We start from the raw sequence: 15,366 nt of genomic DNA on the forward strand, positions 1-15,366 counted from the left end.
CGTGCTTTTATTTTAACTTGTACGTATAAGCATCTAAAGTATAATTAAAAAAACTCCAAAAGTAAACCGCTTTCTAAAACTGTTTTAGAACATTAGAAAAAACTTATTTTAACTTAAAATATACGGTTGCTTGTTTGGTGATTAGACAACATGTCGGTAGTTGTCAGACAAATATGCTAGTAAAATCTTTTTCAATAATTTGTTTAAATGAGAATTTTCTAATTAAAAACATTTACGCTAAAGTGTAAGCGGTTTACAAGAGTGGGATAATTTCATATAGTTAAGACAGAAAGAACTTATCCATACAAGTTCAAAAAATTGGAGGGAAAACAATGGGTAAATATGAAAAGGATGCCAAAGAGCTGTTAGCGTCCATCGGTGGCAAGCAAAATATTTCTGCGGTCACCCACTGTGCCACACGAATGAGGTTTGTACTAAATGATCCGAAGAAAGCCGATGAGGATAAAATTGGAGATATTCCCAGTGTTAAAGGAATGTTCACCAACGCTGGTCAATTCCAGGTAATCATCGGTAATGATGTCCCAGTTTTTTACAATGAGTTTGTTGCAATTTCCGGAGTTGAAGGCGTTTCAAAGGAAGCCGCCAAATCAGTCGCCAAGCAAAATCAAAACCCTGTCCAACGTGCCATTACTTTATTAGCTGAAATTTTCACGCCATTATTACCTGCCATTATTGTCGGCGGTTTGATTTTAGGGTTCCGCAATATTTTAGAAGCGGTTCCCATGAGTTTTCTTGGTGGACAAACAATCACTGATTATTCCCAATTCTGGAATGCAGTAAACAACTTTTTATGGCTGCCTGGTGAAGCAATTTTCCACTTCCTGCCGGTTGGGATTACTTGGAGTATCGCTCGTAAAATGGGAACAACCGAGATTCTGGGAATTGTTCTAGGGATCACCTTAGTATCGCCGCAATTACTGAATGCTTATGCAGTAAATGGAACCTCAGCGGCTGAAATTGCCGCCAACTATACTTGGAACTTTGGTTTTCTAACGGTTGAAAAAATTGGTTATCAGGCTCAGGTTATTCCAGCAATGCTGGCGGGCTTCATGCTGGTTTACTTAGAACGCTTCTTTAGAAAACACATTCCGGAAGCGATCTCCATGATCTTTGTGCCATTCTTTTCATTACTGCCGACAATTTTTGCCGCACATGTGATTTTAGGACCTATCGGCTGGCAAATCGGAACGATGATTTCATCCGTCGTGAATGCTGGACTAACTTCAAGTTTTAGCTGGCTGTTTGGAGGTGTGTTCGGGGCAGTCTATGCACCGCTGGTTATAACCGGACTTCACCACACGACTTTAGCCATTGATTCACAGTTGATTGCTGACTTTGGGTCAACCAATTTATGGCCGATGATTTGTCTGTCCAATATTGCGCAAGGGGCAGCTGTTGCCGCAGTTGTTTATGCTCACCGAGGCAATAAAAAGGAAGAACAAGTATCCATTCCATCCGTAATTTCAGCTTGGCTGGGAGTTACTGAGCCAGCGATGTTCGGGATTAATCTGAAGTACATGTATCCATTTATTGCCGCAATGATCGGCAGCGGAATTGCCGGCATGTTTGTGACGTTCTTTAAGGTTCGCGCCCTATCGATTGGGGTGGGTGGTTTACCAGGAATTCTAGCCATTCGACCGCAAGATTATCCAATTTTCGGGATTGCCATGTTGATAACGATTGTTGTGCCATTCATTCTAACCTTATTCTTCCGTCGGGCCGGCATGTTTAATAAAATTGACCGGGTAGGTGAACAAATGACGGTGGATTTAGCTGAAGTTGATCAGCCGGTTTCTAGCAAAAAAGGGCAAGTTTTGGAATTGTTCGCACCATTAAAAGGTGAGATTCAACCCTTGAACCAAGCCAAAGATCCCGTCTTTGCAGAAGGAATGATGGGCCAAGGCGTTGTGATTAATCCAGCGGAGGGCAAGCTGTTTGCCCCATTTGATGGACAAGTCAGTCTGCTGTTTCCAACCAAGCATGCAATTGGTTTATTAAGCAATGACGGGACTGAGGTATTGATCCACATCGGTATCGACACGGTTAAATTAGATGGCAAATACTTTACTGCCAAGGTAGAGCAAGGCGATACTGTAACGAAAGGTCAGCTGCTGATGGAGTTTGATTTAGAGGCCATTCGTCAGGCGGGTTATGAAGTTCAAACCCCGATCATTGTGACCAATTCCAACGAATTTCAAGTTGATCCTGTTTTAGAGGAGGCGCCAATTACGCCCTCTGAAGCAATCATGACGGTTACCCATTTATAATTCGCGCAGGTAGTTGGTGAAACAGCTGCCTCGTTTTAGGAGGAAGAAAATGTCTTTTAAGGACAAAGTAATTTATCAAATTTATCCCAAATCTTATTTAGATACTGACGGAGACGGGATTGGTGATTTGGCTGGGATTATCAAAAAACTGCCCTATCTGAAATTATTGGGAGTAGACATGATCTGGCTGAATCCAGTTTATCCAAGTCCGCAAAAAGATAATGGCTATGACATCTCCGATTACACAGCGATTAATCCGCTGTTTGGTACGATGGAGGAGTTCCAGCTGCTGATCGAAAGAGCTAAAGAGCAGGGAATTACTGTAATGCTGGACATGGTTTTGAACCATGTCTCCATTGAGCATGAATGGTTCCAAAAAGCCTTGGCCGGAGATAAAAAGTATCAGGATTACTTTATTTTGCGAGATGAGCCCACAGATTGGGTGTCAAAATTTGGCGGCAATGCCTGGGCACCTTTTGGCAATACAGGCAAATACTATTTACATTTGTTTGATGTTACGCAAGCAGATTTGAATTGGCGCAATCCTGAAGTGCGGGAAGAGCTGTTCAAGGTTGTCCGTTTTTGGATGGATAAAGGGATCAAAGGCTTCCGCTTTGACGTAATCAATTTGATTGGTAAAGATGAAGTGTTAAAGAATAATGCCATCAATGATGGGAAACCCGAATACACGGACCGTCCCATCGCCCACGAGTATTTGCGAATGCTGAACGAAGCAACCTATGGCAAGGACCCCGAAATTATTACGGTAGGGGAAATGAGTTTTACAACTGTGGAAAACTGTATTTTGTATACTCAGCCGCAGCGGCATGAATTGTCCATGACCTTCAATTTTCATCATTTAAAGGTAGACTATGAGAACGGCAAAAAGTGGACAGATGTTCCCTTTGACTTCTCAGAATTAAAAAGATTGTTTCACACTTGGGGAACACAAATGAGTGAAAACAACGGGTGGAACGCTTGGTTTTGGAATAACCATGATCAGCCCCGGGCCCTAAACCGTTTTGTGGATGTGGAAAACTATCGAATAGAAGGAGCAAAGATGCTGGCAACAGCCATTCATCTGAACCGTGGAACGCCGTATATTTATATGGGAGAAGAAATTGGGATGGTTGATCCTGACTTTGAGTCTATGGCAGATTATGTGGATGTGGAAAGCCTGAATGCTTATCAGGAGCTGATTCAGCAAGGCTATTCGGAAGATGCGGCCTTTACGATTGTCCGCAGAAAGTCGCGAGACAATGCCCGAACACCTATGCAATGGACCCATGAAAAGAATGCTGGTTTTACTAAAGGCACACCGTGGCTGGCTGTCGGCAATCATGCCCAAGAGATTAACGCTGCCAAGGAGCTGGAGGAAGGATCCATTTTTGCTTATTATCAACAGCTGATTCGTCTGCGGAAAAAGTATCCCGTAATCTCAGAAGGCAGTTACCAGGCCTTTGTGCCGGAGCACGAGAGTGTTTATGGGTTTGTTCGTGAATATGATAACCATAAGCTGCTGGTGTTAAACAATTTCTTTGGTTCAGCTGCTGAGGTTCAGCTGCCATTGGATTATGTGTCTGGAGAAATTTTGATTGATAATTATCGTGGTACCCAGCTGACAGAGCATTTGCAGCTGCAGCCGTATCAAGCGCTAGCTATTTTGATTTAAATAAAGAGAAAATACAATAAGTATCGATCGGCCTTCTCAGCTGTCCCGGCAATTATCCGGCAAGCTTTGAACAGCAGATCGATCTTTTTTTATCCTAAAAATAGTCAGAGACAGATCTTATGTTCCGGATAATATATTGTCTATTTTTATACAAGGTTACAGAATTTATAAAAAACACTTGAAAAGTTATCAATCCATTTTATAATTAAAGTACTACACTGCCTCGAGCGGCTGAAAAACGGTGAATCATTAACATAAAACGTTTAATCTGGGGATAGGTTTATGTAGATAATCGAGTAAAGGATTGACAGGATTAATGGACAAAAAAGCCACAATCAAAGATGTAGCAAGATTTTCGGGAGTGTCTATTGCCACAGTATCATTGGTTTTAAATGGAAACGCCCACAAGTTTAGCCCTGCCACAGTTGCGAAAGTGATGGAAGCAAAAAAAGAACTAAATTATTCCCCCAATTATTTTGCCCAAAGAATGGTGATTAAAGGCAGTAAAACAATAGGTGTAATGCTTTCTGATATTTCGAATCCATTTTTCGGTCAGCTCATGGCTGGGGTTGAAAAGGCATTGTATCAAGAAGACTTTGTAACTGTTTTGTGTAATGCGAAATTTGATATAAAAAAGGAACATGATTACTTAGAAGAGCTGATGCGTCGCGGAGTAGATGGCTTCATTATTGCGACACCGGCTATTTCTAACGAAGCATTATGCGAAATGCTGCATGGAAATAATCATCCCTTTATTGTGATTGACCAAAAACGAACACAGGGCTTTAGTGATTCCGTTGTTTCAGATGATTTTGAAGGTGGACGTCTGGCAGCGGAGCATTTAATCGGCTTAGGCCACAAGCGATTAGCGATTGTGATGCCCGTAGATGGCGCGGAAAACCTGCAAAATCGTTTACGAGGATTTAAAAAGGCCTGCGAAAATCAGGCAGTAACCATCACTATCCTAGATGCCAGCATGAGTAAGGCTGGTGGTCAGGAAGCTGCTGCACAATTGGTGGAAACCAATGCTACAGGCGTTTTTGCCATTAATGATGAGACGGCCTTTGGCTTGTATCGTGGGCTGGCGGATTTAGGCAAGCAGATTCCAGAAGACTACAGCATAGTCGGGTATGATAACGTTGAGATGTGTGAGTATGTTGCCCCGCGTTTAACAACGATTGCTCAGCCAATTGAGGACCTTGGGGAAGCGGCGGCTCAGCTGTTGATGAAACGCATTAAAGATCCCGATAAGGAAGCAGAAGCTATTCAATTGCCAGTGAAGTTAATGGATCGCTGCTCAACTAGGAAAGTGGAGGGTTAGTCAATGTGATTTTTGCTGAATCTTCAGGCAGCTCGCTGCCAGGCTAAGATTGCGGAGACTTTGTGAATAGAAACCACTTAGTCAGAAGAAGCTTAATAATCAAGAAAAGCCTGCAAATTTTCCTGCAGGCTTTTCTTTTTACCTAAATCAGCGGTACTCCTGTTATAATAGAAGAAATATTTTTTTAAGGAGTGACCCATGGTGAACAAGGAACAGTTAAAGCAAATAATTGATGTAGCTGCCGGGCGAGTACCAGCAGATGTCGTTTTTAAACAGGCTAAAATCATTGATGTCTATCAAGCAGCGGTGTTGGAGGAGGACGTTGCTATCGTAAATGGGGTTATCGCCGGCATTGGCGGTACTTACGACGGCAAAGTGGTTCATGATCTGCAAGGAAAATATCTGGCTCCTGGCTTGATCGAGTCTCATATCCATGTGGAATCTTCCTATGTGACACCAGAAGAATTTGGGCGGTTGCTGGTTCCTCACGGGACAACGACGGTTCTGGCCGATCCTCATGAAATTGTGAATGTCTTAGGATTAAAGGGGCTGGACTACATGCTGGAGGCAGCCAAGGGAACGGTCCTAGATATTCGCTATATGCTGCCATCGTGTGTGCCGGCGACCAATATGGAAAATGCTGGAGCTGTGATTACAGCGGAAGACATGCTGCAGCCAATGAAGGATCAAGTGGTGGATGGTTTAGCAGAGTTCATGGATTTCCCTGGAGTTATCCAAGGACAAGACGAAATTTTGGATAAGCTTTTGGTAGCGAAGAATCAAGGAAAACGAATTGACGGCCATGCTCCGATGGTTTTCGATAAAGAGCTGAATGCTTATGCGGCAGCAGGGATTACCAATGACCATGAATCTTCAACGATTGAAGAAATGCAGGATCGTATCGCTCGGGGCATGTATGCTTTCTTGCGGGAAGGCTCAGTGACCCAGAATCTGCGTGCCCTTTTGAAGGGGGTAACCCCGAATAATGCCCATCGCTGTGTTTTGGTGGCGGATGATTTGCAGGCGGCCTCGATTTTAGAAGTAGGTCATTTGGACAACAGTATTCGCATCTGTATTGAAGAAGGACTTGAGCCAATTCGTGCTATTCAAATGGCCACCCTTAACGCGGCGCAATGCTGCCAGCTTCCAGATCGCGGTGCGGTAGCTCCTGGTATGAAGGCGGATCTAATTGTCTTTTCTGATTTAGAAAATTTTGTAGTGGAAGAAACGTACATTGATGGTGCTCTTGTGGCGAAGGATGGCGAGTATTTACCTGAAGTCCGGAAAGCATCTACTGAAAACGTTCAGTCCAGCGTGCACATTGCTGAGTTCAAGCCTGAACAGCTGCGTTTGGCTTTGACCTCAGAAAAAGCGCGGGCGATTGAAGTAGTACCAAAAGAAGCTCTCACCAATGAAGCGATTGTGACGGTACAACAAGATGGAGAAGGCAATTTTGTTTACGATGCGCAGCAGGATGTAACCAAAATCGCGGTCATTGAACGGCACCACAATACTGGCAATGTGTTTGTTGGTTTACTGAAAAATTACGGCTTGAAAAAAGGTGCAATCGGGCTGTCGATTGCTCATGATTCCCATAATTTAATTGTTACGGGAACTAACGATGCGGATATGGCGGTTGCCGTAGAAGCGTTGAAGGAATTGGGCGGCGGAGTTGTGCTGGTGGCTGATCAAAAAGTAATCGGACAGCTAGCTTTGCCGATTGCCGGCTTAATGAGTGAGCTGACAGGAGCAGAGGTAGCTCAGCAGGAAGCGATAATCAATCAGATTGCCCATGAAGAGTTAGGAATTTCTAAGGAAGTTGATCCGATTATGACCTTAGGCTTTATGTCTCTGGCGGTTATTCCCAGCCTGAAGATTACTGATCTTGGCTTGGTGGATGTTACCAAGTTTGAGATTGTTCCTGTTTCAATCGAGGGGTAAGCAGCCCAAAACGATAAAACCAGAATTTCCTGAGTACAGGCAATTCTGGTTTTTTTGTATTATTCCTTATTCCGATTGACCCGAATCGCGTAAGAGTCCAGCAAGATTCGAGCAATTACTGACAAAGGCAGGCGAGAGCGGACTTCGTAATCTGGGAAAAAAGAAATTTCTGATTTGAAGCCAATTAAGGACAACTCACAAAGGTCAGTCAGTCGACTGTCATTATTAGCAGTGATCAAAATGGTTGTGATCTCCTCTTTATAACAGTTTTTAGCAGCAACCACCAATTCCTCCGTTTCACCATTTAGAGAAACAAAGATCACGGTATCACTTTTACTCAAACGAGTGCTCATGGTCTTGATAATATTAGGGTCAGTATGCAGTTCACAGTATTTTCCTGCCAGCTGGAACTTAATCTTCATTTCTTCGGCAATTAGTTCAGAGAAGGCGCGGGCAAAAAGAATAATCCGCTGCGAGCTGCCAATTTTTTGAATCGCGTCCTCAATAATCCCTGTATCCAGCATGTTAATGGTGCGCACTACCTCTTGCTCATTTTTCAAAATGGAGCGGCGAATTTCTTCATCTACCTGATCTACTTTAGCAAAATTGATGGTGGAGCTGGCTTGTTCTTTTAAGTGGTGCTTGAAGGAAGTAAAGCCATCATAGCCTTTTTTCTTCATGGTTCGGACAATCGTACTAGTAGAAACGTTGGCTAATTCGCTTAGTTTTACAATCGACAAGTTTGGAATATCATTCATATGCTTGGTTATGTATTTCCACAAATAAGCTTCTGCCTCACTCAACTTGCTATCCATGGGTGATCCCCCCCCCTTAATTCTTATCATATTGTAAGCTCTTTTATTTTGAAAAGCAAACCCTTTTAAGATGTTTTTTTGGCATAGGCAAAATAAAAAGATGAATTGCCAACTGTTTAGGAAATATTTCCAGCTGATTCCGCTTTTTTAGAAAACATTACCAGAAGTTTCTAAGGCATAATAAAGTCACAGAGATGGAGGGAAAGAAATGGTAAATGTATATACCTGTACCATGAATCTGGCGATTGATTTATACATCGAAACAGAGCAGTTAATTCCCAAAGTAGTCAATCGAACAATCGATGACGACATTCAAGCCAATGGAAAAGGCGTCAATGTTTCCCTATTGTTGAAAATGCTGGGGATTCCCAATACCGCCCTTGGTTTTAGCGGCGGGTTTACTGGAGACTATATTGAACAATTTTTAAACAAGCAGGACATTCAAACCCAATTTGTTCCAGTTGACGGAATAACCCGGATTAACGTTTTTACTCAAGTTAATAGTGAGCAGACCGAATACAAGCTGGTGAACAAAGGGCCAGAAATTGATTCACCAAGCATCGATGCCCTGCTTCAACAGATTCGTCAGTTCAAGTCGGGGGATTATTTATGTGTTTCTGGCAGTTTGCCACGGGGGGTATCGCCGAGTATTTTGATCGAGATCAGTAAAATCTGCTTCGAAAATAAAGTGAACTTGATCATCGACAGCAGCTATGCAGAAATTTTGGAATGCTTGCCTTACAAACCGTTTCTATTAAAACCAAATGAAGATGAACTGGCCGAATGGTTTGGCAAGGAGCACCTTAAAGAAGAGGAGTATATTACGTACGGGAAAAAGCTGATTGCTGCAGGAGCTAAAAATGTGCTGTTGTCATTAGGAAGTGAAGGGGCTATTTTCATCAATCAGGAGCACTGCCTGCGAGGAAATTCACCCCAAGGCAAGCTGGTTAATTCAGCCTGTGCCGGAGATACGCTATTAGGAACTTTTTTAGCAGGATTAATTAAAGAAAATGATCTGGCTGAAACGTTACGAACAAGTATTGCAGCCGGGAGCTCAACTGCTTTTAGAAAAGGCTTAACTGATCTGTCAGATGTTGCAGAACTAGAAAAACAAATCACAATCGAATAGGAGGAACATGCAATGACAAAATATCAACTTATTGCCGCTACGGGCTGCCCTACAGGTATCGCCCATACGTATATGGCACAGGAGGCTTTGGAACAGGCGGCTAAGAAAAAAGGAATCACTATCAAGGTGGAAACCCATGGGCAAGTGGGAGTGGAAAACGAGCTGAGCCCCGAAGAAATTGCCGGTGCTGATGCGGTCATTATTGCCGCAGACAAAGATGTCCATGCTGAACGCTTTGCAGGCAAACGGATCATTGATGTGCCGGTAGCCAAAGGGATCAAAGATGCGGAACAACTAATTGATGATGCTTTAGCCGGCAAGGGTAAAATTTCTCATGAAGAAAATTCAGCAGCCGTTGAGCAGGAAAATGAAAAATCAAGCGGGATTGGTCGCTCGATCTACAAAAACTTAATGAATGGTGTTTCCCATATGCTGCCTTTTGTTGTCAGCGGCGGAGTACTGATTGCCATTTCCTTCTTATGGGGAATTTACTCAGCTGATCCAACCAATGCACAATATAACGAACTTGCTGCTCGCTTAAACAGTATCGGCGGTTTCGCCATGAGCATGATGGTTCCCGTATTGTCAGCATATATTGCGGAAAGCATTGCTAAACGTCCTGGTTTAGTCGTAGGTTTCGTGGGCGGATTGATTGCTGCAGATGGCGGAACGGGATTCTTAGGTGGGATTGTCTCAGGTTTTCTAGCTGGTTATGTAATTTTAGGCTTAGGCAAGCTGTTAAATCCACTGCCAAAATCATTGGATGGCTTGAAGGCAATCTTTCTATATCCCGTTTTAGGGGTGGCAGTAACAGGAATCATCATGTCGCTGGTTTCTGGCCCAATGTCCTCTGTCAATGAAGCGATGATGAACTTTTTGGCAGGATTTGAAAATTCTAGTCCCTTAGTTTTAGGTATTATTGTGGGCTGTATGTGTGCCTTTGATATGGGTGGGCCCATCAACAAAGCTGCCTATGTTACCGGAACGGCCCTGTTAGCAGAAGGAAATACTACCTTCATGGCAGGCGTTTCAGCTGCATGTATTGCACCGCCGTTGATTACTGGTTTTGCCGTTTTACTATTTGGAAAATATTTTGATAAAAATGACCGCAATGCAGGGTTAGTTAATTTTATCCTCGGTTCCACCCACATCACCGAAGGAGCAATCCCTTTTGCAGCGAAAGATCCGCTGCGGGTATTGCCAACGATGATGATTGGTTCTTCGATTGCCGCTGTTTTGACCTATATGTTTAAAGTTCAAGTACCTGCGCCGCATGGTGGATTTTTAGTACTGCCAGTGGTTACTCATGGATTGTTATGGGTAGTTGCCATCTTAGCTGGATCAATTGTAGGTGGAGTCATGTTAGGATTCATTCAAAAAAATCGAGTGAAGAAAGCTTAGAGGAGTGAAAAGCATGTTAAATGAAGAATTGATTTTTACCGATCTGGCTTTGCCAGATCAGGAAGCGACCTTTCAATTTCTGGCGAAAACCATTGTAGAGAAAAAATTAGCCAATAATGAACAAGCCGTTTATGATGCGTTAAAAAAACGTGAAGCGGAAGGAACGACGGGAATGATGGATGGCTTTGCGATTCCGCATGCGAAAAGTGATGCAATTAGTCAGCCAGCAATTATCGTAATCAAACTTAAGGCAGGAATCAATTGGGACAGTCTGGATGGCAAGCCTACGAAATATGTGATTGCTCTGTTTATCCCAGTTGCTGAAGGTGGCACCACGCACTTGAAGGTTCTGTCCCAAGTTGCGCGCATGTTAATGAAGGAAGAGTTCAAAACACAATTTATCGAAACTAACTCAAGCCAAGCGTTAGCCCAATTAATCTCAAGCCAATTAGAAGGAGCCAACTAATCGTGAAAAAAATGAACGCAGCCCAATATACAAACCTAATGAACACCTGCAATGCTGACGGCATAATCGGAGCTTTAGCCATTGACCAGCGTGGTGCTTTGAAAAAGATGATCGCCAACTATAAAGAGACTGCGACGTCTCAAGACATTATCGATTTCAAAAAAATCGTCTCAGAGGAATTAACACCGTATGCAACCTCAATCTTACTGGACCCAGAATACGGTTTGCCAGCAGCAGATGCAAGGGCTGAAAATGCTGGTTTGCTGCTAGCGTATGAAAAAACCGGCTATGATGCTTCCACACCTGGCCGTTTGCCCGACTCATTAAATGTTTGGTCAGTGAAGCGACTGAAGGAAGCGGGTGCCGATGCCTGCAAATTCTTACTGTATTACGATATTGATGAAGCCGACGAAATCAATGATCAAAAGAAAGCCTACATGGAAAGAATCGGTTCGGAATGTGTTGCTGAAGGAATTCCCTTCTTCTTGGAGCTGGTTTCCTATGATGCTAAGATTAGCGATGCAGCTTCAGAAGAATATGCCAAAGTAAAACCTCATAAAGTGAATGATATGATGAAGGAGTTCTCCAACCCTCGTTATAACGTGGATGTATTGAAGGTCGAAGTTCCTGTCAATATGAAGTTTGTCGAAGGATTTGGTGAAATTGAGGTTTACTCTAAATCGGAAGCAGCACAGCTTTTTAAGGAACAAAGTGAAGCGACTGATCTGCCATTTATCTTTTTAAGTGCCGGTGTCAGCGCAGAATTATTCCAGCAAACATTACACTTTGCTAAAGATTCTGGTTCAACATTCAACGGTGTTTTATGTGGTCGCGCAACTTGGGCGAACGGTGTAGAACCCTTTATTACCAAGGGAGAAGAGGCTGCTCGTGAGTGGTTAAGAACGACTGGTCGCAAGAACATTGAAGAATTGAATGACGTTCTTAAAGTAACAGCATCACCATTGCAACATAAAATTGAAGCTGAAACAACAATACAATAATTTCCATTAAAATCGGACTAACCGGCAGAGAAAACGAAGCTGGTTAGTCCTTTTAAGGTTTACTTTAATAGGCGTGTAGAACTTTTACTAGTTACTAGCCGCAGCATTGTACAGTTGTATTTACCTAAGTAAAGTGAGATAATCCAGCTAGTCTTTATAGATGGGGAAGCATCTGATGTTCACTAAAAAAGGAGCGTGTTTCATGGTTACATTAAAATCACCAAGAGAAATTGAACAAATGCAGGAATCCGGTGCGATTCTAGCAGGTATACATAAGCAGTTGCGAGCATTTATCAAACCCGGCATTACCACGAATCAAATCGATCAATTCGTTCAAGAAAAAATCGAAGCAGCCGGCGCGGTAGCCGCTCAAATTGGCTTCGAAGGATATAAATACGCAACTTGTACTAGCGTAAATGATGAGATTTGCCACGGCTTTCCTTCCGATTATCGTCTGAAAGCTGGCGATATAGTGAATGTTGATTTTTGTGTGGATTATCATGGGGCGATTTCTGACAGCTGCTGGACCTATGCAGTCGGGGAAATCTCTGATAAGCACAAGGAATTAATGGAAGTGACCTATGAAGCGTTAATGCTGGGAATCCAGCAAGCACAAGTCGGAAATCGGGTCGGAGATATCGGTCACGCTATCCAATCCTATGCTGAAGGCAAGGGCTATGGTGTCATTCGTGATTTTCTCGCTCACGGAATTGGCCCCTCGATTCATGAGGATCCTATTTTCCCTCACGTAGGCATCGCCGGCAAAGGTGCCCGATTAAAAGAAGGCATGACTATTACGATTGAGCCAATGATTGCCACCGGTACTTGGGAGATGCAAATGGATTTGAACAACTGGACAGCTCGCACGATTGATGGCGGCTACTGTGCACAGTATGAACATTCCATTGCAATAACCAAGGACGGTCCCGTGATTATGACGTTGCAAGATTAATAACTACAAAAAAGCAGAAGCCGCGGCTTCTGCTTTTTATTACACATCTTCTGTTTCAATATATTGGAAATTCTTAGTATCTGCTTTAAAGCTGTATTTATTTCCTAAAATATACTTGGCAATATGCAACGTACGATCACTAGAACGTTCTAGGTTCGAGCTGATATCAATGAATACCACACTATCTCCAGCACGGCCTTCGCCGGCATTCATCAAGCGGATATATTTCGAACGAAGCAAGTCCACCAGCTGATTGATTTCCTTTTCCCGTTCCAGCATTTTTTCAGCTAATTCAACATCGTCATCCTCTAAAACAGTCAGAGCATCACGGATGTTTTTCCGGACTTTATCAAACAGCAATTCCAAATCTTCATCATAAAGGATGTAGCTTTCACGGGTACTGGTTTTCTTATTCCGTTTATCCTTTTGTCGTTGACGTTCTTCACGGTCAATCGATTCCTCAATGTACCGAATGATGTTGATACAATGATCCCCCATCCGCTCGAAATCTTTCGTAAATTCCATTAGCATCGCCTGTTCCTGACTCTCTAATTCAGACAGCTCGGCTGTAGAAATCTTCACAAGGAATTCCGTCAGTTCCACATCAAAGCGGTTGATGGCTTCTTCATACTGATCGACATCTTCCTGCCATTCATTCTTCGGATCCAGGTAAAAGTTCTTCGCCGCATCCAACGCCGATAGGACATAACGCCCCATTTGAATGACTTCGTTAGACGCTTGCTCAATTGCCATATTAGGTGACGTATAAATTAAAGAATCACTCAAAGCCGTAGGACGAATGTTCAAATTCTTCTCGGTACCAGGAATAATTTTCTTCACGACAATTTCAATCTGTGGAATGAACCAGAACTGAATGGCCAAGTTCGACAAGTTGAACAGTCCATGAGCAAAAGCAATTTGCATGGCTGGATTCAATCCAAACGTATCTGTTAAAAAGAGTACCACTTGCGTAAACGGTGATAGTAACAAAGTAAAGATCACTGCACCGACTAAATTGAAAATGACATGAGAAGCGGCGGTTCGTTTGGCTGCTACACTGGCCCCTAAAGAGGCGATAACAGCAGTAATTGTCGTTCCAATATTGTCACCGAACAGGATCGGCAATGCAGCAGTTAGTCCTAAACTTCCTTGCATGTATAACTGTTGTAAAATCCCGATTGTTGCACTGGAACTCTGTAAGACCATCGTTAGTAAAGTTCCAATTCCCACCCCTAAAATCGGCAAATGGGACACTCGAATCATCAATTCATTAAATTGCGGCAGGTCCTTTAAAGGATCCATACTACTGCCCATCAATTCTAAACCAAAAAACAGCGCACCAAAACCAAATAGAATTTGGCCTAAATACTGCAGCGACTTACGTTTAGTAAAGAATAGCAGCAAGGCGCCGACACCCATAATCGGCAAAGCATACTCGCTTAAATTGAAACCAATAATGAATGCGGTTACAGTGGTTCCTACATTCGCACCCATGATAACGCCGATCGCTTGCTTCAAAGTCATGAATCCGGCACTCACCAGTCCCACTGCTAAAACGGTAGTCCCCGAACTACTCTGGATCAATCCAGTAACGATGATACCTGCTAACACCGCCCGAAAAGGAGTTGAAGTAAAGCGATTGAGTATTTCCCGCAATCGATTCCCAGCAGCCTTTTGCAGCCCGTCACCTAAATACTTAATCCCAAACAGAAAAATTCCTAAGCCGCCTAAAAACATAAAAAACATCTCTTGATAAGACACGGCACAACCTCCATCACATCTTTTAAAACCACCACTCTAAACATAATCAAAAAATCGCCTCATGTAAACCATTTTTTTCAATTAAAGTAAATTTATTTTAGAAAATAAACGACGAAATACCTTGCATGACCTTTAGCTGATTTTTTAAGGAATTTACCCGTTCGTTTATTTTGTCTTTTTGACGTATTTCGGCTAATCTAGTGAAAGAACGCAAATATATAATTAAGGGGAAATCGCAGATGAAAGTTGTATTCCATGTCGATGAGTTAGGCAAGCTTAGTGAAGCCCGTCGTAATATTCAAAACCTGTTAGCAGCAGACAAAAACGCCACAATTGCTCTAGTAGTAAATGGGGAGGCGATTCAAGGCTATCTGCTGCCGGCTCAAATTGAATTTTTGAAGGAGTGTCCTACAGTTAGTTATCTTGCCTGTAACAACGCCATGAATGCTCATCATATCAAAAAAGAAGATCTAGCAGAAGGAATCGAAGTCGTACCAGCTGGTGTAATGGCACTGGTTCGTCTCCAGCATGAAGGCTATGCGTATATCAAACCATAACAAATCGCCGAACTAGTTAGATAGTTCGGCGATTTTTCCGTAGTTGAAAAACTTTTCTTCTA

12 protein-coding genes are annotated in these 15,366 nt (G+C 42.8%); 10 read left to right on the forward strand and 2 right to left on the reverse strand.

Features of this window, described 5'->3' with window-relative positions:
* Positions 1-332 precede the first annotated feature (332 nt).
* From treP to ade, 4 genes are all read left to right on the forward strand, one after another.
* Entirely contained in the window at positions 333-2,288 is a 1,956-nt protein-coding gene (gene treP / locus I588_RS04790; RefSeq protein WP_010757816.1) for a PTS system trehalose-specific EIIBC component, read from the forward strand.
* 49 nt (positions 2,289-2,337) lie between these two features.
* Positions 2,338-3,960, forward strand: a complete 1,623-nt coding sequence (treC, locus tag I588_RS04795; protein WP_010757817.1) for an alpha,alpha-phosphotrehalase — start codon at positions 2,338-2,340, stop codon at positions 3,958-3,960.
* A 316-nt stretch (positions 3,961-4,276) separates the two neighbouring features.
* Positions 4,277-5,281 carry a ribose utilization transcriptional repressor RbsR gene (gene rbsR, locus I588_RS04800; protein WP_010757818.1) on the forward strand — a complete coding sequence of 335 codons (1,005 nt, stop codon included), beginning with the start codon at positions 4,277-4,279 and terminating at the stop codon, positions 5,279-5,281.
* Positions 5,282-5,482: 201 nt separating this feature from the next.
* Positions 5,483-7,222 carry an adenine deaminase gene (ade, locus tag I588_RS04805; RefSeq protein ID WP_034693744.1) on the forward strand — a complete coding sequence of 580 codons (1,740 nt, stop codon included), beginning with the start codon at positions 5,483-5,485 and terminating at the stop codon, positions 7,220-7,222.
* Between the two features lie 59 nt (positions 7,223-7,281).
* Here the strand turns inward: ade and I588_RS04810 are convergent, their stop codons facing one another.
* The gene (locus I588_RS04810) at positions 7,282-8,037 is read right to left on the reverse strand and encodes a MurR/RpiR family transcriptional regulator (protein ID WP_010757820.1); all 756 of its coding nucleotides are present in this window, start codon (positions 8,035-8,037) and stop codon (positions 7,282-7,284) included.
* A gap of 208 nt (positions 8,038-8,245) precedes the next feature.
* Here I588_RS04810 and pfkB point away from each other — a divergent pair, with 208 nt between their 5' ends.
* The 5 genes from pfkB to map all read left to right on the forward strand — a co-directional run bounded on the left by pfkB (position 8,246) and on the right by map (position 12,986).
* Positions 8,246-9,166 (forward strand): 1-phosphofructokinase, encoded by a 921-nt coding sequence (gene pfkB / locus I588_RS04815; RefSeq protein WP_010757821.1) that lies wholly within the window; start codon positions 8,246-8,248, stop codon positions 9,164-9,166.
* A 12-nt stretch (positions 9,167-9,178) separates the two neighbouring features.
* Positions 9,179-10,567: a PTS fructose transporter subunit IIC gene (locus I588_RS04820; RefSeq protein ID WP_010757822.1), complete on the forward strand. Its 1,389-nt coding sequence runs from the start codon at positions 9,179-9,181 to the stop codon at positions 10,565-10,567.
* A gap of 13 nt (positions 10,568-10,580) precedes the next feature.
* Complete coding sequence (locus tag I588_RS04825; protein ID WP_010757823.1) at positions 10,581-11,033, forward strand: fructose PTS transporter subunit IIA; 453 nt, start codon at positions 10,581-10,583, stop codon at positions 11,031-11,033.
* A gap of 11 nt (positions 11,034-11,044) precedes the next feature.
* Entirely contained in the window at positions 11,045-12,034 is a 990-nt protein-coding gene (gene lacD, locus I588_RS04830; protein WP_051130101.1) for a tagatose-bisphosphate aldolase, read from the forward strand.
* 202 nt (positions 12,035-12,236) lie between these two features.
* Positions 12,237-12,986 (forward strand): type I methionyl aminopeptidase, encoded by a 750-nt coding sequence (gene map / locus I588_RS04835; RefSeq protein WP_010757825.1) that lies wholly within the window; start codon positions 12,237-12,239, stop codon positions 12,984-12,986.
* A gap of 39 nt (positions 12,987-13,025) precedes the next feature.
* Here map and I588_RS04840 read toward each other — a convergent pair whose 3' ends face one another.
* A complete protein-coding gene (locus I588_RS04840) occupies positions 13,026-14,747 on the reverse strand; it encodes a Na/Pi cotransporter family protein (RefSeq protein ID WP_010757826.1) in 1,722 nt (573 codons plus the stop codon).
* A gap of 239 nt (positions 14,748-14,986) precedes the next feature.
* Between I588_RS04840 and I588_RS04845 the strand changes: the two genes are divergently transcribed.
* Positions 14,987-15,304: a DsrE family protein gene (locus I588_RS04845; RefSeq protein ID WP_010757827.1), complete on the forward strand. Its 318-nt coding sequence runs from the start codon at positions 14,987-14,989 to the stop codon at positions 15,302-15,304.
* Positions 15,305-15,366 lie beyond the last annotated feature (62 nt).

Origin of the sequence: Enterococcus pallens ATCC BAA-351 (assembly GCF_000407485.1) — a bacterium.
GTDB classification, from domain to species: domain Bacteria; phylum Bacillota; class Bacilli; order Lactobacillales; family Enterococcaceae; genus Enterococcus_A; species Enterococcus_A pallens.